The organism is Desulfovibrio psychrotolerans (assembly GCF_013340305.1).
Lineage (GTDB): Bacteria > Desulfobacterota > Desulfovibrionia > Desulfovibrionales > Desulfovibrionaceae > Halodesulfovibrio > Halodesulfovibrio psychrotolerans.
Window position 1 is genome coordinate 1 of sequence record NZ_BLVP01000007.1, and the last position, 20,892, is coordinate 20,892.

Annotated in this window: 14 protein-coding genes; 8 read left to right on the forward strand and 6 right to left on the reverse strand. The window is 62.1% G+C overall.

Annotation, left to right across the window (positions count from 1 at the left end):
• From HUV26_RS16675 to HUV26_RS06180, 5 genes are all read left to right on the forward strand, one after another.
• On the forward strand, positions 1-403 hold a 403-nt coding region (locus HUV26_RS16675), incomplete at its 5' end, for a hypothetical protein (protein ID WP_205245126.1).
• A gap of 129 nt (positions 404-532) precedes the next feature.
• Positions 533-1,177, forward strand: coding sequence for a tetratricopeptide repeat protein (locus HUV26_RS06165; protein ID WP_174409252.1), 645 nt, complete (start codon positions 533-535; stop codon positions 1,175-1,177).
• 250 nt (positions 1,178-1,427) lie between these two features.
• Positions 1,428-4,958: an ATP-binding protein gene (locus HUV26_RS06170; protein ID WP_174409253.1), complete on the forward strand. Its 3,531-nt coding sequence runs from the start codon at positions 1,428-1,430 to the stop codon at positions 4,956-4,958.
• A gap of 324 nt (positions 4,959-5,282) precedes the next feature.
• On the forward strand, positions 5,283-5,864 hold the full coding sequence (locus tag HUV26_RS06175; protein WP_174409254.1) for a TetR/AcrR family transcriptional regulator: 582 nt from the start codon (positions 5,283-5,285) through the stop codon (positions 5,862-5,864).
• Between the two features lie 170 nt (positions 5,865-6,034).
• The gene (locus HUV26_RS06180; RefSeq protein WP_174409255.1) at positions 6,035-8,080 is read left to right on the forward strand and encodes a methyl-accepting chemotaxis protein; all 2,046 of its coding nucleotides are present in this window, start codon (positions 6,035-6,037) and stop codon (positions 8,078-8,080) included.
• A 74-nt stretch (positions 8,081-8,154) separates the two neighbouring features.
• Here HUV26_RS06180 and HUV26_RS06185 read toward each other — a convergent pair whose 3' ends face one another.
• The 6 genes from HUV26_RS06185 to icd all read right to left on the reverse strand — a co-directional run bounded on the left by HUV26_RS06185 (position 8,155) and on the right by icd (position 14,197).
• A complete protein-coding gene (locus HUV26_RS06185; RefSeq protein WP_174409256.1) occupies positions 8,155-8,910 on the reverse strand; it encodes a hypothetical protein in 756 nt (251 codons plus the stop codon).
• Positions 8,907-9,887, reverse strand: a complete 981-nt coding sequence (locus HUV26_RS06190) for a hypothetical protein (protein ID WP_174409257.1) — start codon at positions 9,885-9,887, stop codon at positions 8,907-8,909. Before HUV26_RS06190 ends, HUV26_RS06185 begins: the two co-directional genes overlap by 4 nt.
• Positions 9,884-10,396, reverse strand: coding sequence for a hypothetical protein (locus HUV26_RS06195; RefSeq protein ID WP_174409258.1), 513 nt, complete (start codon positions 10,394-10,396; stop codon positions 9,884-9,886). The genes HUV26_RS06190 and HUV26_RS06195 overlap by 4 nt, the downstream gene beginning before the upstream one ends.
• Positions 10,393-12,087 carry a portal protein gene (locus HUV26_RS06200; RefSeq protein ID WP_174409259.1) on the reverse strand — a complete coding sequence of 565 codons (1,695 nt, stop codon included), beginning with the start codon at positions 12,085-12,087 and terminating at the stop codon, positions 10,393-10,395. The genes HUV26_RS06195 and HUV26_RS06200 overlap by 4 nt, the downstream gene beginning before the upstream one ends.
• A 3-nt stretch (positions 12,088-12,090) precedes the next feature.
• Positions 12,091-12,318 carry a hypothetical protein gene (locus HUV26_RS06205; RefSeq protein WP_174409260.1) on the reverse strand — a complete coding sequence of 76 codons (228 nt, stop codon included), beginning with the start codon at positions 12,316-12,318 and terminating at the stop codon, positions 12,091-12,093.
• Between the two features lie 730 nt (positions 12,319-13,048).
• Entirely contained in the window at positions 13,049-14,197 is a 1,149-nt protein-coding gene (icd, locus tag HUV26_RS06210) for an NADP-dependent isocitrate dehydrogenase (protein ID WP_174409261.1), read from the reverse strand.
• A gap of 501 nt (positions 14,198-14,698) precedes the next feature.
• Here icd and HUV26_RS16925 point away from each other — a divergent pair.
• From HUV26_RS16925 to HUV26_RS06225, 3 genes are all read left to right on the forward strand, one after another.
• Complete coding sequence (locus tag HUV26_RS16925; protein ID WP_174409262.1) at positions 14,699-17,233, forward strand: sugar transferase; 2,535 nt, start codon at positions 14,699-14,701, stop codon at positions 17,231-17,233.
• A gap of 585 nt (positions 17,234-17,818) precedes the next feature.
• Complete coding sequence (locus HUV26_RS06220; protein WP_308483150.1) at positions 17,819-18,973, forward strand: DegT/DnrJ/EryC1/StrS family aminotransferase; 1,155 nt, start codon at positions 17,819-17,821, stop codon at positions 18,971-18,973.
• Entirely contained in the window at positions 18,970-20,883 is a 1,914-nt protein-coding gene (locus tag HUV26_RS06225; RefSeq protein WP_308483151.1) for a nucleoside-diphosphate sugar epimerase/dehydratase, read from the forward strand. The genes HUV26_RS06220 and HUV26_RS06225 overlap by 4 nt, the downstream gene beginning before the upstream one ends.
• Positions 20,884-20,892: the final 9 nt, after the last annotated feature.

The following is a 20,892-nucleotide window of genomic DNA, read 5'->3' on the forward strand; positions in this document are numbered from 1 at the left end:
CCCCGTTCAGGGCAAAAACCTTCCCGCCGAAGCGAGAGGCAGCTTCTACCCGGCTTCGTGGCATCCGTCAAGCAGTTTTCGCAAACTTTCTTTCCGGTGTCCCTTCCGCCGTGCCAGCCCGATCAATGATCGTTTGCCAACTATATTAAGGGGATGCAAAACCCGTCGTGTCAATGAGCAGTCCCTTCCGAAGCAGGGAAGCGGGTTCTACGCAAATCCCACCCACCCGTCAACTGGTTTTTTGCGCGATTCTTTGCGCGATGAGCACATTGGTGGATTCTTTTTTTACACCACCCAGCAACATGCTGACTTATTTAGATTAACCACGCCACAACCTCAGCGTTCTCTCCGAACGACATTGCCACCGGGCAGCGGCATGATATACAGACCCACCACAAGATAAAAGACAAGCTGCCCAAGCACCTTACTGGCACCTGACGGGCGTTCGCCAAACATCCGGCAAACATCCGGCAAACTCCATACAACAGCTCTATGTTGAATGGGCATGGGCACAACGCAAAGGGGTTTTTTCATGACCATGAGCAAACAGGAATTGCAGGACATAGCAAGGCAGGTTCAGGAGGGGCGCTACGTAACCAAGGGTACGCTGTACACTGCCGTTATCATTGCGCTGGCGCTGGGCCTTTATATGGGTAACCTGCTTACCAGCGTCTACGCCCCCACGCCGGTATCATCAACATCCGCACCGCAGCCCGGCCAACCGATACAGCCGGCGCAGACGCAGGAAGTGGACCCCGGCCTTGCCGCCGCCATTCTCAAATACGAGAAGATGACGCGCGAAGCACCGGACAACGCCGATGCCTGGGCCATGCTCGGCCACGCCTACTTCGACACCAACCGCCCCAAGGCCGCCATCACAGCCTATACGAAGGCGCTTGAGCTGGCCCCCGGCAACCCCGATGTCATGACCGACCTTGGAGTCATGTACCGTCGTGACGGCCAGCCCGAGCGCGCCGTGGAGCTGTTTAACGAGGTTATCCGCCAGAATCCCGCCCATGAGCAGTCGCGTTTCAACAAGGGAATCGTCCTGTACCACGACCTTGACCGCAAGGATGAAGCCATTGCCGCATGGGAAGACCTGCTGCGCATAAACCCCAAGGCAACCGCCCCCGGCGGGCAGCCACTCTCTGCCATGATACAGCAGCTTTCGCGCTAACAGCGGCAGGATGCTCCCGCAGGTGAAGGACCACTGTTCCGGGAAGCATTTGCCGCCGGGCATATCCTCCGCAGCCTCTGCCCGTGCCACTGCACGCCTTTGCGTGCCGCCCCCGGCCATGCACTTATGGTCGGGGGCGGTGTTTTACCACCGGGGACGCACTGCGCCCGGCATATCGCCAGCATGGACAATTACGTGACAACCTTCTACAAACGACTATCTTCTCTCACGTAACCGAGACAGGAACCACATGACCGACCTTTACCCCTGCCGCAGGCTTGCCCTGATCCTCTTCCTGCTCCTGTTCCCATGGAATCAGCAGGCGCAGGCAACCGTTGCCAGCCAGCCGGTAGCCCTGTCTACCGTTCAGGATTCGTTGCGCCTCATTCCGCATCTGGATGCCCTCTCAGACCCCAAGGGGCTGTTCACTCCTGAGCAGGTAACTTCCGCAGCCTTCATCCGCAGTTTCGCCCCGCTCGCCCTGCGCGATGTAAACGCCAACTCCGGTGCCACATGGCTTCGCGTAAGGCTGGAGGCGGACAAAGGCGGAAGACTGGCGCAGGAAGGCCTGTACCCTGTCATGGATATGGGCGGCGCGCAGCCCGGCCCAGTAACGCTCTTTGTTCCTCAATACGATGACGACGCAGCCGCATGGCCCACGGGCTGGAAGGAGTTCTCCTCAGACGGTTCAAAACTGCTGCCGCTTCCCGCTCCGCAGTCCGGCTCTATAGTTTGCTACATTCGCATACCCGGCCCGCCCACACCGTGGTTCCACCCCACCCTGCACATGCGCAAGGCAGCCGAACCTGTACGGGAAGAACCGTTTATGCGAACCACCGTGGTGCAGGGCGTCATGGCGGGACTCATTCTGCTCAATTTTCTTCTCATGGCCATGGGCCGGGGCGAAAGCCGCTTCTGGCTGGCCCTGTACGGCGCGCTCGGGCTTATCCATTCCATAGCGGGCCCCGCTCCCGCCCCCGCCGGAGGCCTGCCCTTTTCCGCCGCGTGGTCCATCCTTACCCCCGGTCTTGCGCTTGTTCTGCTCCCCCACGTGGGAAGGCACATACTCGGCACATGGAAAAACAGCCCCGGCAATGACGAAATCTTCCGTGCCCTCTCCCTGCTGGGGGCGCTGCTTGTGGTTCTTCCGCTCATTCCCGGATGCGGCAGCCTTGTGCGCCTGCTCCCCCTGTGGCCGCTTCTCGCTCTCCTCGCGGCTTTTCCCGCTATTTCATGCAGCCTGCAACCCGTTCCGGGAGCCAAGCGATTCCTCCTTGCCTGCCTCATTACTGCATCGGGAGCCGTGCTTTCGCTGCTGCCCGCAGATTCACCGGATCAGGCGCGTCTGGCGTCGCTGCTGCCCCTGTGCGGAGTCGCTGCCGGACTGCTCCTGCTCACGCCGCTGGTGGGCATTCCCCGGGTAAGGGAGTCGGGCAAGCCCCTCCCCCTCTTTGCTGCACCTGCATTTTCAGAGCTTGACGATCTGCCGCCTGTGTTGCAGGGCATTCCCGCCACAGCCGCCACCCCCCAATCCGCGCCTGCTTCGGCTGCAGCGGCAAAAGCTCCTGCCCTCCTTGGCCAGAGCACTCCTAAGCAGGCTATGCCCGCCGCTGTTGTTCCCAACGTTCTGACAACTCCGACCAAGCCGAGTAAGCACGTGCCCCCCTCCAACTCAAACGGCTCAAGCGTCACGACCGATACAACCGTTCCCGCCGCCCGGCCCATGCGTGCAGCGCAGAACGCGCACACCGCGCAGCCTTCTGCCCCCGCTGCGTCACCCGGCCGGGAGCAGTTGCGGCAGGAGGCCATTCGGGAACTGCTTGCCCGTGTAAGCCACGACCTGCGCACCCCGCTGAACACCATCCTGCATGTTGCAGAAAACCTCACCCTCTCCGCACTGAACCACACCGGGCATGAACAGCTCCGTACGTTGCAGGCGGCAGCGGGCAATCTTTCCACGCTGGTCAACGACCTGCTGGACCTGAACCGTGCGGACAAAGGCCGCCTGCGGCTGCGCCACAAGCCTTTTGACCTGCAACGTCTGCTCATAGAAACCCATGACATCATCCTCCCGCAGGCAGAGCAGAAAGGGCTGAGTCTTATATGGTATATGGCCCCGCATCTGGGCATCCGCTACAGCGGCGATGCCGACCGGCTGATGCAGATTCTTCTGAACATCCTCGGCAACGCCATACGGTTTTCCGACAAAGGCACCGTCTCCATCCGTGTTACGCGGGTGCCGGATAGCGCGAACCCCGGGCATCTGCTGTTCCGCATACGGGACAACGGCATCAGTATTCCCCTGCAGAACCAGTACGACGTGCTCGGGGAATTCTGCCTCGATCCCGGCACGGGAACGGGGCGCTATGGTGCCACCGGACTGGGCCTGCCCATTGCCCGCGACCTTATCGGGCTCATGGGGGGCTGCATCTGTCTGGACTCCCGCCCCAATCAGGGCACGGAAGTATCCTTCTCTGTCCGGCTTTCGCCGCTGCCCGGCGACATGGTCGCCCCTGCCCCCGGCAGGCTTATGTCCGCTGTGAATGAAGAGGACGAAGCGCATCCCTTTGCCAAGCCTCCGAAACAGTTTGAAAATCATCTCCTCGTTGCGGACGATGTAGCCAGCAACCGCCAGCTTGTCCGCTTCTTTCTGGAAGGACTGCCGCTGGTCATGATAGAGGCGCGAACCGGTGAAGAGGCCGCAGCCCTGTATACCGCGCACCCCTGCGGCGTCGTTATGGTCGATGCCGACATGCCCGGCATGGGCGGCCCCCGCACGGTAAAGGCCATACGCGAATTCGAATCACGCAACGGACTCGACGCCGTGCCCATTCTGGCACTCACCTCCCGTCCGGAAGAGAGCGGCTCCATGCATGAGGCGGGCTGCACCGCCACGCTTCCCAAGCCCATTTCGCGCACACGGCTGCTGGAAATGCTCACGCGTCTTGTTCCGCCGCACATCCTGCGCCGCACGGCACAAGCTTCTGCAGCGCACGACGCGGAGACGGAGACGGAGACCGGAAACGCCGCCCCGCAATCCGCAGAACATCACATCCAGCCCTCTCCTTCCCATGCCACGCAGCCGGAACGCACCCGCTCCGGAAGCGCATACGCCCCCGGCCACCCGCACACCCCCGGCCCGGTGCATCCTCATACGCACGACAGCAGTGCACGCGGCGTTGCCCATACGGCCGGGCAGCAGATGCCGTATTCCGCCTTTGGTGGCAACGGAGCGTCAGAAACGCCCGTGTCATCGGAAACATCGGGAACATCGGAAACACAGGAAGCCGCAGCGGCCCGATTCAACCCGCCTTCTTATGCGCCCCCCCTCCTGCTCAACACTTCTGCCTCGCCAGAACAGCAAGGCGCACCAATGATACAGGCGTCTGAAGCAGCCATCCCCCCTGCCGCTTCTGCTCCCGCGCCCACTCCAGAAGGCACATCCCCCGCAGCTCTGGTGCCCAATCTGGATACCAGCCTCATTCCGCTGATACCGGGCCTGCTGGAGAGCATCGCCTCGGCCCTGAACGATGCGCACAGACACGCCTCTGCCGCCAACACATTCGGCGTGCAGGAGGCCACGGGCAGAATAGGCGGTTCAGCCGCCAGTTTCGGCCTGCGTGCCCTTGAACGCATGGCCCGCTGCGTAGAACGTGCCGCAACAGCGGACGATCTGGAAGCGGTTACCACTCTGCTGCCCGATCTGGAAAACATGGTCAGCCGGAACAGCCGGGCACTGGCAGACATCCACCGCATGCACCAGACTATGACGAAGCACTGATGCCGCGCGCCCGTACCGAAACCCCACAGGGCGCGCCTGGAGCCGATTTTTCCGCATGCGTTGACAACAGCAAAAGATGAAGGTATCCCTCACTGCGTGAGTGAACACTTAGAAATAATGGATTACCGCTGCTCGATATAACACTCGCAATCCGACACAGTGATTCAATCATACCACCCTGTTGCAACGGTATTTTTCAGCCTCTTCCGGCACTGCGGCACAGCCTGCGGAGTTTTGGCAGCGCGCAATACATGCTCGTTCAGGCTCGCGGCAGCCACACTAACCACCGGGCGCAACAGGACAAGCCATAAAAAGGGATAGCATATGAAACGCGATGTGATTCTCGACACCGCCGCCCGCCTGTTTGCGGAGCGGGGTTTCAACAACACCCCCACCAGCCTGCTGGCAAAAGAGGCCGGAGTTGCAGAAGGCACCATATTCCGCCACTTCCGCACCAAGGACGATATTTTTCTCACGCTCATCAACAACGTGAAGAACCAGCTTATCAGCGATATCGAAAAGTATCTTGAAGTACGCGGACCGGAAAACGCGCTGGAAAAGCTGGAATCCGTCATCAAGTCCTTCTATGTGTTCGTCAAAAAGAACAACATGGAGTTCTGCCTTATCTTCCGCGATGCCCCTACGCGGTACGGGCAACGCAATGATGATGTTTTTCTGAACATCAAAGAGATATACACGTACGTCACAAACTATATGAAAGACGCCATAGACGAGGGGAAAGCGGAAGGCACCATACGGGCCGATATCACCTCGCAGGAATTCGCCGACATGCTCATGAGCACCATGGTCGGTCTTGTCCGCGCTATGCACTTCGGATTCATCGAATCCTCTGATGACATTTTGAAAACTGTCATCGAAAGCTTCTCAAAACTGCTCACCAAGTAATCCGCCGTATGCCGCAACACAGGGCCGTGCTTCACGCACGGCCTTTTTTTTGTGCTCTGCTTTATCATACCGTAACGCCGTTATTATCATTTCAATATCTCGATAATTGAAGTACATGCATCTTTGAAGAACGCAACGATCCCGCATCTTGTATACTCTGGAGAAAGTGCATGAACTGGAAGGATATTACCCTGAAGGGCAAGTTCGCCGTTGGCTTCGGCAGCGTGCTCATTCTGCTCCTCGGCCTTGCCGCATGGTCTGTAACGGGCATAGGCACCATTGTGGGCAACGCCAAGGAAGTTATCTCCGGCAACAAATTGCGCGGCGATGCCGTGCAACGGACTGTCGACCATCTGAAATGGGCTGAGCAGGTACAGCTGCTGCTTTCTGACGATACAGTACATACTCTTACCGTGCAGACCGATCACACACTCTGCGGTTTCGGCAAGTGGTACTACGGCGAAGAACGCAAAGAGGCCGAACGGCTGGTTCCCCAGCTGATACCCGTCTTGCAGAAAATAGATGAGCCGCACGCCCGGCTGCACAAATCCGCCGTTACCATCAAGGAACTCTACCGCCCTGCGGATAATGCCCTGCTCAGCTTCATGTACGTTAAAAAACTTGACCATCTGGAGTGGATGAACAACGTCCTTGCCACCATTACAGATACGCAGGCAACCCAGTTGGGCGTACAGCTGGACCACACCCAGTGTTCACTGGGCCGCTGGATGTATTCTTCGGAAACACAGGAGCGCGCCCAAAAAGACCAGACCCTCGCCTCGCTGCTCACTGCCGTGCACGACCCGCATAAGCAGTTACACCAGAGCGGTTCACAACTGAACGACATGCTCCGCGCCGGAAGAAGGGATGAGGCAGTTCAACTGTACCATGCGGACACGCGCCAGTATGCGGCTGCCACCCTTGCCGCGCTGGATACCCTCATCCACGAATACGAAGCCCGCAACGAGGGCCTGAACAAGGCCAAAAGCGTGTTCGTGAACGAAACCACCCCCGCCCTGAACATGGTGCAGGCAAGCCTTGCCGAACTGGTAGACGTGGCCGCAAAACATGTCATGACGGATGAGACCATGCTCCACGCCGCCTCAGATACCCGCATGGTCGTGTTCGCCGCCAGCGGCGTGGCTCTTGTCATCGGCACCTTTCTGGCCTTCGTCATCGCGCGCGGCATCATCGGCCCCCTGCGCAAGGGTGTGGACTTTGCCGAACTCGTAGCCACCGGCGACCTCACCGCCCGGCTGGATGTGGAACAAAAGGACGAGGTAGGCACCCTTGCAAACTCCCTGCGCAGCATGGTCGTCAAGCTCAAGGAGGTGGCAGCGTCCATTGAGAGCGGCGCTTCCAATGTGGCTGCGGGCAGTGAGGAGCTTTCCGCCACAGCCCAGACCCTGTCGCAGGGTGCCACGGAGCAGGCGGCAGCCATAGAAGAAATCTCCGCCTCCATGGAAGAGATGACAGCAAACATTTCCCAGAACGCCCAGAATGCCACGGAAACGGAACGTATCTCCCGCGCTGCTGCGCAAAGTGCGGCTCAGGGCGGGCAGGCCGTGAGCCAGACCGTTGCCGCCATGAGGCATATTGCGGACAAGATCTCCATTGTGGAAGAAATTGCCCGCCAGACCAACCTGCTGGCCCTTAACGCCGCCATAGAGGCCGCCCGGGCCGGCGACCACGGCAAGGGATTCGCCGTTGTCGCGGCAGAGGTGCGCAAGCTGGCGGAACGCTCCGGCAACGCGGCGGCAGAGATAAGCGAACTGTCCACAAACAGTGTCAGCGTGGCGGAAAACGCAGGGTCCATGCTTGCCGCGCTGGTGCCTGAAATACAGCGCACCGCAGAACTGGTTCAGGAGATAGCCGCAGGCACTTCCGAGCAGTCCAACGGGGCACAGCAGGTGACCAAGGCTATCATCCAGCTGGATCAGATTATTCAGCAGAATGCCTCCGCCTCGGAGGAAATGGCTTCCACGTCAGAAGAACTTTCGGCACAGGCCATTCAACTGCAGCAGACCATCGGCTTCTTCAAGGTGGACACAGTACCGGGCCGGAGCACCCCGCAGGGCCCACGCAAAGCCGCCGCCCGCGTGAATACGGGATCTGCCCGCAAGGCACTTCCCGACAAGACGCAGGCTTCGCGCGGCAAGGCCGATTCGCTGCGGTTGGACATGAGCGACGACGACAGCGAGTTTGAACGCTTCTAGCCATCTGAAAGCACACAGGCCCGGAACGGAATACCCGCTCCGGGCCTGTTCTCATTTGCAGGCAGGTAGATCCGTTACTCTCCCGGCTGAACACCGGCAGGCGTTCCCCCTGTCCCCCCGACCACAAAGGCAGAGGCATCCGGCGTAACGCCTGAAGGCGCATGGGCAGAGTGTTCCGGCCCGTACGCCGCCACAAGGTCATCCACCACATTGCCCTCGCGCCCCTGCCGCAGCAACGCAGCCGGGTCTTCTCCTTTGCGGCGTGCCGCCGCCACAACGCCCAGCAGGGTACGCACGGCCTCGTCAGCCTTTGCCGCCCACCGGTTGCGGGTATCATCACCGCGTATACGCCCTTCCCCGTCTGCGCCCGCAGGGGAATACCCCTCGCCCGTTGCACCTTCTTCTGCGCTGCCCACCGCACTGCCTGCCATTCTGTCTGCCGCACCGTCCGCCGCACCGCCTTCCGCATCGCGCAAAAAACCTTGATACTGTGCTTCGCGCAGCTCCCGTATCTCTGCATGCGCCTCATCCCGCGCGCGCATCCGCAACCGCTCGGCATGAAACGCCATGCTGCCGCCCACCTGTCCCACAAGGGCGGCCTGCTCCAGCGGGTCTCTGGAATGTTCCAGCACGGCACGCGGCACATTGCCAAAGGCAGCCGCTGCGTCCTGCATCCTGCCGGGCTTGGATTCGTCCACAATGCTCCGCAGCCGCCCTTCAGCCTGCACGGCAAGCCGCAGCACGCCCGCCGCCCGCTCCGCATCGGAAACATCCCGGCGTCCGGCTCCGGCCGGTCCATGGAGACCCCCCGGTCCCGCGTCCAGTATCATGCCGCCTGCCCGCGTTGCACGCCCACCGCGAAAAGACGTGTCCACATCGCCCTGCCCGCCTCCCGCAACACCTTCCCGCTGCGGGGGAATGGATATGCGTTTCTGAAGACCTCGGTCCTCAGAAACTCCTCCGTGCTCATGGGCGCGGTCGCTGCCGCATACGCTCCGGGCTGTGCGGAAAAGGCATCCTCGCTGATGGATTCGCCGATCACGGCCATCATCTCCGCGAACACCCCGTTATTCCCCAACCCCGCCGCAAGCAGCGGACGCAGCCTGCCCCCCATCTGCCTGTCCAGCACATGCGTGGCATAGTTGGCCTGCGCCAGGCGTTCCTCAAACCGCCCCGCCCATGCTCCTTCGCGCAGCGAGCGCAACGAACTTTCCCGTTCCTCGCCCATGCGGCGGGCCTGTTCGGCAAGGTAGAAGTCCGCCGCCTCCTGCGCCTGCCGCGCGTTCAGCCCGCAGTCCACGCAGAACTGGCGGTAGCTGTTCAGCATGGACTCATCCACCGGCATCCCTTCGGGAAAGACGATGGAAACCGCTTCAGGATCAGCCAGCGGGGCCTCCTGCTGCGTGCCGTTTTCCGCCCCTCCGGTTCCCTGACCGGGCGTCCCGCCAGCGGCCGCGACAGCCTGCGTGGCACCCTGTTCGCGCCCCTGTTCGCTCCCCTGTTCGCTTCCCTGTTCGCTCCCCTGCCCAACGCTCCCTCCGCCGCTCTCCCCGCTGCCCGATACGGCACCCGACCCGGCTCCCGACCCGGCTCCCGACCTGTCCGCAACGGTGCGCACGGCCAGTTGCCTGTCAGCCAGGTGCTGCATACCACCGGGCAACTCGCCGGAAACCAGCGGGGCTCCTGCACTGCCCGCATCTTTCGTCCCGCTTCCCGCAACCCCGCCTGCCTGAGCAGGCACGCCGGGGGCGGAGCTTCCCTGAGCGGTGCCCTCCTGCCCGGCCATGCCGGAAAATGGATTCTTCATACGTTCTTCTCCCGTGTATGCACGCGGTCCGGCCCTTCAGGTTCCGAACCGCCGTTTTCCCGTCCCCGCGCCACATTTCCGCGCGCCGCTTCGTTTCCCGTCCTGCAAACCGGCGCAGGCTGCATCTTGGACATCGACCGGCAAGCCCACTGCCGCGCCCCCTCAAGCTGCATGCGCACGTGGCTCACGGGGTCGGCAAGGGCAATGTCTCCCATACGGTCGCGGGCGTAGTCATACAGAGCCGTTGCCCCGTAAACGGAAGCGTTGGTGCGCGAAAGCCTCTCGTTGGCGCACGCGCCGTCCAGCCAGTGCCGCAGCACCCGCACCCCCGCGCCCGAATCCACCCGCAGCACCTCGCGCAGGTCCGCCAGATACGAGAGCATCCTCGCCTCCTCGTCCCGCGCCTCCCGGCGCACCCGCTCATAATCGGTCGCCAGCAGGTCGGTCAGGGCCTCCTCGTCCAGTTCCAGCAACGCTCCCAATTCCCTGTCCTTGGCCATGTCCGTCATGCACCCTCCCCGCGCCGCGCAGCCAATCCCGCCTGACGCAGCACAATATCCACGGCGTTGCCCTGCTCCGTTTCCACGCCGGAAAGTTCCTTTGCCCCCCGCACCAGCCGCAGCATCTGTTCCTCCTGCGCCCGTTCCAACTGGGCCGCCTCGCGCGCCTCACGCACCCCGCGCACCTCGTCGGCAGAGCGGATAATCCGCGCAGGCGCACCCGCAATGGCAGCAAGCTGATCCACGCACTGGTCAAAATCCAGCTTGTCCAGCACCTGCGGTGCAACGGCGGCCATACGCTCCACATCCCCCGCCAGCTGCCGTATGGCATGCCCTGCGGACTGTTTCTGCGCCTGCGCCAGAACGGAAACGTATTCTATGTTCATCTCCTCCCCGGCCAGTTCCGGCGGCACGGGCGGCAGCGCCCCTGCACGGGAAAGAATCCCGAAGCTGCGCGAGATGAGCGGGTCCAGAATCTCGGTCTGATAGCGCTCAATGACAGGCCCGAGCATGAGCAGCTTCTCCTGACTGCGCTCCATCACCTCGGCCGCCGTCACGTTAGACCGCGCATCCCCGGCGAACATGAGAAACAGATCGTTGAAGAACCCCTCACGGATGGCCCGGCGCACGTCATCAATCTTGTAGCTCACCGCTTGAATATCGGGGTTTATCTGATACAGGGGTGCCAGCGCGTCCGGCTGGTTGGGGTTCACATAGTTCTGCGCACCGGGGATAAGGTTCAGCCGCTGCTTATACCCCGTGGGCACCCGCATGGGCGGATTCACCACCTTGTGCACGGCAAGCAGCTGACTTTTGGCCATCTCCTGCAGCATCTTCACATCGGGCAGGGCATCCATGCCCGGAGACCGCCCGTACACATCAGAGCCGTTTACGTCCCAGCGGGCGCACAGGTGCGGAAACTCCTCATAACCACCCTCATGCAGCAGGTCCGCTCCCGGCCCGTCTCCTGTCCGCGCCGCCTCAAACACCACCGATGCCCACGGCATATTCAGCCTGTCCCGTTTGGCAACATCACGTTCCCGCCGGGGCATGACCAGATGCACCACCTCCATGAAACCGTAAGGTTCCTTGCGCAGCATCCTGCGTGCGGCGGCGCTCATGGCCTGTTCCCCATAGCGTTCCGCCACCTGCCGCGCGGTCATTACGGAACGGCGGGCCACCGTATCCACCCTTCCGTGGGCGTTGGCGGCCCATGCGTATTCCCCGCAGGAAAGACAGGAAAAATTCATACCCCGTTCGGCATCATGCGCATGGTACAGGTCGGCAGAGCCGAACGCTCCCAGTTCCGTGTACATGCCGTGGATGGACTGGTAGAAGTTGGATCGCGCAAGCGCGTTGTAAACGCGCCCTTCCACGTCATCCAGCCACACGCGCACCGGGCCGAACTCCATGAGATCCCGGTCCGCCAGACGCAGCCGGAACCACGGGCGCGCGGGCGACGTCAGCCCGCCCTGCATGCCTGCCGCCAGCACACGCACGGCTCTGGTGGCCGTGGAATCAATAATTCTGGCTCCGCGCCTCTCGCCCCTGTCCGGCTCGCGCGAGGAAGCGCTCCCGAACCGCCCCTTGTAGGGCACCACATATTCCGCAATATCGCGCCACAGCGGTTCCCAGCCGGACCTGCGGGATTCCAGAAACGCCACAGTCTCACGGGCCATTTTCAGTCGGGTGGATTCCATACGTCACTGCCCCAGAAGCTGTTTTCTGTGTATGTTGGCCTGCGATGTATCGCCCAGCGCACCGGTAATGATGGTCGATTCGCGCCCCATAGCCGCAAGCTGCGCCTTGCGCTCGTCCTCACGCGCCTTGCGTGATGCCTCGGTCTCCCCCTGCGTCTCCGCCGGCGGGTCCGGCGGGGGTGGCGGTGCCACCGGTGCCGGGGGACTGTAGGATTTTCCGCCTCCGCCCATGCAAACCTCCTTTGCGTGAACCATGTGCCCGGCCCGCCCGGCCCGCCCGGTCTGCCCGGTCTGCCCGGTCTGCCCGGTCTGCCCGACCTGTCCGACCTGTCCGGTCAAGAACGCTGCCCGGCTACCAAGCCAGCCCGACTCAAGGCCGCCCTGTTCAAGGCCGTCCTGTGCATTACAGTACGCAGCGCCCCATGCGCCGCGCCGCCTCATGCGTGAACGGACCCTACACGGCCAGTTTTTTGTAAAACGGCGTCAGGCATGTCCCAAGGGGGTGTACGATGTGTCCCGGCACGGTGAGGATGGGGGTGGACGCCCTGTGCAAAACGGACTCATGTCCGTGCTGCGGGAATGTAAGACCGTGCAGATACGGGCATGAACCCTCTTGCAAAGCGTCATGTCCCACCCACCCCGGCGGCGATACGGCAATAATGATGATAGGATGGGAGAAGGAGGCGGAGAGTCCGGAAAAACGGGAATCGGCTGCCATATCTGACCGGACAAGACCAGGTCAGGCCAGACCAAATCAGATCAGATCAAACCAGATCAGGCACGACAGCACCCCAAAGCCCGTGCCCGTACCTCCCTGTGGCGCATAAAAGAAAATGCCCCCCGCAGAAAACTCTGCGGGGGGCGCGGTCATCGTGTCACGGCACAACAGCGCACAGCAGCGCACGCAGGGGCACGCAGGGGCACGCTGCGGCACTCTGCGTGCGCAAAGGCAGGTACAGAACTACAGCAGCGAGCCCAGAATATCGCCGAACTCCCTGCAGCCCACGGTCCGTGCGCCTTCCATCTGCGAGGCAAGGTCCACGGTCACGGACTTGGCGGAAATGGCCCGGTTCATGGCGTTATGGATAAGGGCAGCCGCCTCGTGCCAGCCTAAATGGTCCAGCAGCATGGCACCGCACAGGATAAGACTTCCGGGGTTCGCCTTGTCCTGCCCCGCTATGGTGGGCGCGGTGCCGTGGGTGGCTTCAAAGAACGCCAGCGTGTCAGACATGTTCACGCCCGGAGCAAGCCCCAGACCGCCCACCTGCGCGGCAAGCGCATCGGAAATGTAGTCGCCGTTCAGGTTGGTGGTGGCAATCACGCTGTACTGTTCGGGGCGGATGAGCACCTCCTGGAACATGGCGTCGGCAATGCGGTCCTTCACCACAATGCGGTCCGTGCCGGGAGCGGCGTCCTTTTCCGTCACCGTGCGGTCGCCGAACTCATCGCGCGCCACCTCGTAGCCCCATTCACGGAACCCGCCCTCGGTGTACTTCATGATGTTCCCCTTGTGCACAAGGGTCACACTGGATTTACCCTGCGCCACGGCGTATTCCAGTGCCTTGCGCACCAGCCGCTTGGAGCCTTTGGGCGTCATGGGCTTCAGCCCCACGCCTGCGGTAACATCCACATTCACACCCAGTTCGCTACGGAAAAAATCAATTATGCGCATTGCTTCCGGCGTACCGGAGGCATACTCAATCCCCGCGTACACGTCTTCCGTGTTTTCGCGGAACACAATCATGTCCACCTTTTCCGGGTGCTTCACAGGCGAAACAATGCCTTCAAAGTAGCGTATCGGACGAATGCAGGCATACAGGTCCAGCGTCTGCCGCATGGTCACGTTCAGGCTGCGGAACCCCTTGCCCACCGGGGTAGTCAGCGGTCCCTTTATGGCAAGCTCGGCACCGCGCAGGGCATCCAGCGTGCTCTGGGGCAGGTACTCGCCTGTCTCGCGGAAAGCCTTCTCCCCCGCCAGCAGTTCCTTCCACTCAAGCGAACGCTCCGATCCGTATGCCTTCTCCACAGCCCTGTTCACCACGGGCTGGGCAACCTTCATCACCTCGGGACCAATCCCGTCACCTTCAATAAACAGTACAGTCTTGCGCATTCGAGCGTCCTCCAGTTCAATATCCCCGCGCAAACGGGTCACGGAACCTAGCAAACGTTACCGAATTTGTAAAACGCGGAAAACGCCCTCTCCCCCCGCCCTTGCTTCCCCTTCTCCTTCTCCGTCGCCGCATCCGCACTGCATAAACCGGGCGCTAAAACGCTGCCGGAAATGCATCGCATCCGGTATCGCATTGCCTTTTTTCCCGCATCACGGTAAGCACCAGCACGCGCTCAACGTCCATGCTTCCTTCCCGCAGCCCGTTCCGACTCCCATTCCGCCGGAACGTCCGCCGGAAAATCAGCCGGAACGTCCGTCATACAACCCGGCAAAGCATGGCAACCGCGCAACGGCATTTTCCGGTCTGCTCCCGATAACATGAGTATACCGCGCCAACGGGTCCCCGCCTGCCCCGGGCAATACGCCAGCCGCCGACAGGCAGCGGGTAACGCACGGGGGGGCGCCTCCCCGTCACCGGGCGCGTCACGCGGAAGAGTTGCAATGCACGTAACGCTCACGGGAGGCGACGCCTCCTTCTTTACGACCGAAGCTGCTCCGCTTCTGCGCGCCATGCGCGAGGCAGGTCACTCCGTCACCGTCATGGCTCCCCGGTTCGATGCCCGTACCACCGCCGCCCTCACCGCCATGGGCGTTGATACGCACACCTTTGCCAGCCCGCGCGAGGGCATCATCCCCCTGCGCAACGCGGTTTCCGTCTTCTCCCTGTGGCGCGCCTTCCGCGCCCGGCGGTCAGATACGGTGCTCAACTGCGGCGTCCCCTGCATCATCCACGGTTCGCTCGCGGCGCACCTCGCCGGAACCAGACGCATCTTCGCGCTGGTAAACGATGCCGCCTCGGCGTTTCCCGGGCACGCCCGCACCCTGCTTGCAGACCGCTCCATACTTGCCGAAACGTCAAGCCAGTGCCCTGCCGGGAACAACGGCAGCACAGCGGAAGACGTTCCGGCAGCACGGCGTTCTGCGGAAATGACGCAGGCGGCAGCAAAAACCGCTCAACCCTGGGCAGATGACACTACGTTACGCCCGGCACAACCGTCCGCCGCAACCCCGTCTTCGCCCGACGGACCGTATGGGACGGGCGGCACGGGCGAGACGGACGGGACGGGTAACACGGGCGGCACAGATGAAACCAATGGGACGGAACTAAATTTACAGACACAACAGACAGAACAGGCAGAACAGACGGAACTCGAAGGACAGACCGAACCTGCAGGACAGGCAGACTCAGCGTTCGCCAAGCCCTTACGCCGTGCCCGCAAGGCACTCATCACACGGGCGGATAAAACCGCAGCCGAATCCGATACCGCAGCAGACCCCCATGCCCCGCTGGACCCGGATGCCCTTGCGGAACAGGCAGGCTATGCCGGGCGCGGGCAAAGCTTCGTCCGCCTTGCCAAGGCAACCTTCGCACGCCTTGCCGCCCATCTGCGCACGCGCTTCCGGGTTGCCTCCTGCAAGGCAGCCCTCAGCGCCAACCGCACCGTTTTCTTCCTGAACAGTGACGACAGAACCATCTTCACCAAAGGGCGCATCCTGCCCGTACATACCCGCCATTGCCTGACCAGCGGCTTCGGTGTGGACATACAGGCCCATGCCGCCACGCCGCTGCCGGACACCTCCCCCGGCATGGAATTTCTGTGCATAGCCCGCCTCACCCGTCTTTCCGGCGTAGAAGAATTCGCGGAAGCCGCGCGGCTGGTGCGGCAGCAATACCCGGAATCCCGCTTCCGGCTCATCGGGCAAACGGTAGAAGACCCCATGGCCCTTTCTCCCAGCGATCTCAGCCTGTGGAAGATGTGGCTGACCATTGAACCGCCGGATTCCGTCGCACCGGACGCGTCGGTCATGGAACGTGCCCTTGCCGGGGCCACGGTGTTTGTCCTGCCTTCCGTGCACGAGGCCATGCCCGCCGCCACCCTGCGTGCGCTGGCCGCAGGCCGTCCGGTCATCACCACAGACGCTCCCGGCTGCCGCGAAACCGTTCTCCACTGCGCAAACGGCTACCTCGTGCCCCCCCGCAATGCCCAGTCTCTGGCAGAAGCCATGCTGCGCTGCATCCGCGAACCCCAAATCCTTCCGGCCATGGGAGAAGCCTCCCGCCGGTACGCCGAGGAGCGGTTCGACATGCACAAGGCCACCCGCCCCCTGCTCAGGGAAATGCACCTCGCCCATGCCGGTCCGGAAACGGTGCTGCCGCAGACAGTCCTTTCCAGCGCGGTCAAACGCGCCTTCGACCTTGTTCTCGCCGTTCCCCTGTGCGTTCTGCTGCTGCCGGTCATGGCCGTCGTAGCGTGGAAGGTGCGCACCCGCATTTCCAAAGACGTTTTTTTCCGTCAGGAACGCCCCGGCAAAGAAGGCAAACTGTTCCGCATCCTCAAATTCAAGACCATGACCGATGCCGTGGACGAACACGGCGCCCTCCTGCCCGATGCGGACCGCCTTCCCCTGCTGGGCAAACGCCTCCGGGCTGCCTCGCTGGACGAGTTGCCCGAGCTGTGGAACGTCATCCGGGGCGAGATGAGCCTTGTGGGACCGCGCCCCTTGCTGCCCTCCTATCTGGAACGCTACTCCCCGCGTCAGGCCCGGCGGCACGAAGTGCGGCCCGGCATCACCGGATGGGCACAGGTAAACGGACGCAACAGCGCATCATGGCAGGAACGTCTGGAAATGGATGTCTGGTATGTGGACAACCACTCCCTGTGGCTGGACATGCGCATCCTCTTCCTCACGGTGTGGAATGTACTGCGGCGCAAGGATATCTCGGCCCCCGGCCATGCCACCTGCCCGGAATTCATGGGCAACGATCCCTCCGCCGCCTGCCCCGGCATGCCGGAAGAGGAACAGACAACCGGCACCTCCCCCGCTTCCGGAGCTTCCAGTGCTTCCCCGGCTTCAGATGGTTCCGGCAGCCACGGCAACTCCGGCGGCACGCAGCCCCAGCCTGCCACGCCGGAGGATACAGCCACGCAGGCCGCTGCCGCAGCGGACAGCAAACACCCCCCGGAGAAACCCTGACCAAAAACCGTCACGGCCTGCACGGGCCTGCCCCGGCCTGCCACGGCTTGCCCCGGCTTACCACGGACAGCACGGTCGTGCCCGGCCTCGCATGTCAATTCACGGCACCGCCCCGACACAAACTGCTGCTGGCCAAATCCGGTCCACGCTGCCGTATCTGCCGCGTCCCAAAGGGCAATGCCAACCGTTCCGCCCCGGACCGTGCAGCTCCCGGATGCCCCCGCTGCCCACCGTTTCCGGCAGCGATTGTGCGATTGCGATTTATCGTCTATAAGCGCGGGAAAAACTGCGGTCACACGCGGTTTTTCGCAAAAGGACAATACACATCTGCTGCTAGCGTGATGCGTTTCGCAGGCAGCACGTCACACAGCATGCCGGGCACCGTGCCAGGAAACATGCCGGGGAACGTGCCCAAAAACATGTTAGACAACATGCTTGGCACAGCAGAATACGCAGTACGGAATAATTCAGGGTCTCCATGCAGATAAACAGGCGCGGGATTCAAAGCACCCCGCAACAACACGATAATTCACCCATTTTCAACAGCCGGACACCGTTCACCCGGCAACAGGCGCAGGTATCCTTGTGAAATCAGTGCAGCCGCAACAGCGCGTCTATCTCTCCCCTCCCCACATGTGCGGGCGGGAACTGGAATTTGTGCAGCAGGCATTCGCCAGCAACTACATCGCCCCCCTCGGCCCCATGGTCACGGGGTTTGAGGAAGACTTCGCCGCCCATTCCGGCATCTCCCATTGCGCGGCCCTTTCCAGCGGCACTGCGGCCCTGCACATTGCCCTGCGTCTTCTCGGCATAGGCCGGGGAGATATCGTGCTGGCATCCAGTCTCACCTTCATCGGCAGCGTCTCGCCCGTCACCTTCCTCGGCGCGGAACCCGTGTTCATAGACAGCGACACCGCCACATGGAACATGGACCCCAACCTGCTTTCCGATGCGGTCAAGGACTACTGCCGCCAAGGCAAAACCCCTGCCGCCGTTGTGGTCACAGACCTCTACGGGCAATGTGCCGACTACGACGCCCTGCGCGAGGTGCTGGACAGAAACGGCATCCCGCTGGTCATAGACGCCGCCGAATCCGTAGGTGCCACCTACAAGGGCCGCCACGCGGGCAAGGGCGGCATCTGCGCCGCCTATTCCTTCAACGGTAATAAAATTATCACCACATCCGGGGGCGGCATGCTCGCCGCAGAAGACGGCGACTTCATCAGCCGCGCGCGCTGGCTTTCCCAGCAGGCACGGGAAAACGCCCCCCACTACGAGCATGTGGAGGTAGGCTACAACTACCGCATGAGCAACATCGTGGCCGCCATCGGGCGCGGGCAGCTCACGGCCCTGAACGAGCGTGTAAACGCCAAGCGGCAGCTTGCCGCACGGTACGAGCAGGCACTGAGTCACCTTCCGGGTATATCCTTCATGCCGGAAGCGTCTTACGGACGCAGCAACCGCTGGCTCACGGTCATGCAGGTGGACGAGCAGGCCTTCGGCGCAAGTCCGGAGACCATCCGCCTTGCCCTTGAGCGGGAAAACATAGAATCCCGCCCGGTCTGGAAGCCCATGCACATGCAGCCGGTGTTCCGTCAATGCGCCGTCTACGGCGGGCGCGTCTCCGAATCTCTTTTCGCCAAGGGCCTGTGCCTGCCTTCCGGCACCGCCATGACGGATCAGGACTTCGAAAGAGTTATTGCGACCATCCATTCCTGTGCCGGAGAAGGTGCCAAGTGACACTTTTCAACTTCCGCTCCCTGAACTTCTACATCATGGTGGGCATAGACCTGCTGTGCTTTGCGGCTGCACTGTTCTTTTCCTACTGTATCCGGTTCGACTTCAACATACCGCATCAGTACCTCGTCCAGTACATGAACCTGCTCATCCCCACCCTGCTCATCAAGTTCAGCGTATTCCTTGCGCTGGGCATGTACCGGGGCATGTGGCGCTACACCAGCCTGCACGATACATGGAAGCTGCTCCAGGGCATCGTCCTGCAAACGGGAATGCTGCTCATCTTCATCTTCTACATGTACGGAACACCGGGTTTCGCTCGCGCGGTCTTCATTCTGGACCCCTTCGCCACCTTCATCCTCACGGGCGGCGTGCGCCTCGCCATCCGCATGGCCTTCAGCCTGCGCGAAAACGGCACCCTGCCCTTCTGCGGCCCCCGGTGCCTGCTTTCCAAAGATGAACGCAAGCGCGTGCTGATCATCGGCGCAGGCAGGGCAGGCGAACAGTTCGCCCGCGAACTGCAGTCCGCTCCTCATCTGGGATACGAAGTTGTGGGCTTCATCGACCGCGAACCGGAACTCAAGGGCCGTACCATCCACGGCAAAACCGTGTTCGGCGGTCTGGATCTTCTGGCGTCCACCGCCCAGCTCACCCGCGCACATGAAGCGATCATCGCCCTCACCGAGGCCAGCGGCGATTCCATCCGCGAAATCGTCTCCGCCTGCAAATCCACAGAGCTTGCGCACAAGATTCTGCCCCCCATGAACGAGATTCTGGACTGGAAGCGGGGCATCAAGGCACTGCGCGAGGTGAACTACCTCGACCTCCTCGGCCGCACGCAGGTAGAGCTTGATACGCAGGCCATCGCCGCCTATCTGGAAGGCAGAACCATCCTCGTCACAGGCTGCGGCGGTTCCATAGGCTCGGAACTGGTCCGCCAGATAGTGCGCTTCCACCCCGCCAAACTGGTGCTTGTGGATTCCGGCGAACACAATCTGTACCAGATAGAGATGGAACTGCTCCACCGCATCGGCTTTAAAAGCTACGTCACCGTGCTCGGCAACATACGCGACAAGGCCCTCATGCAGTCGGTGTTCGCCGTCAACCAGCCCCACGCCGTATTCCACGCCGCCGCCTACAAGCACGTGCCCATGCTGGAACGCAATCCGTGGCAGGCCGTACACAACAACGTGTTCGGCACACGCACGCTCATGCAGGCCGCCGTAGATGCCGGGGTAGAACGCTTCGTGGTCGTCTCCACAGACAAGGCCGTGCGCCCCACCAACGTCATGGGCGCCACCAAGCGCATCACGGAAATGCTCATGCAGTCCTTCTCCGGCGGTGCCACCCGCTTCATGGCCGTGCGCTTCGGCAACGTCCTCGGCTCCTCCGGCTCGGTCATTCCGCTGTTCCTCGACCAGATCAGCAAGGGCGGTCCCGTCACCGTCACCCATCCGGAGGTTACCCGCTACTTCATGTCCATACCGGAAGCCGCCCAGCTCATCCTGCAGTCGGGCACCATGGCGCAGGGCGGAGAAATCTTCGTGCTGGACATGGGCGTGCCCGTACGCATCGCCGATATGGCGGCAGACCTCATCCGCCTTGCGGGTCTGGAACCCGGCAAAGACATAGACATCATCTTCACGGGACTGCGCGAAGGCGAAAAGCTGTACGAAGAACTCATCACCGACGGCGAAGGCATCCTGCGCACAGAGCACGACAAGATCATGGTTCTCGGCTGCTGCGATTCCCCCGTATCGGCACCGCACGAACGCAAGGCGTTCTACGGCGCTCTGGAAGAACTGGACAAGGCCGCAGCAGCGTATGATCCGGTCACCATCCGCACCATCCTCAGGCGTATCGTTCCGGAATACATCCCGGCAGACGAACTACGAAGGGGCAAGGCGGACTGACCTGCCCCG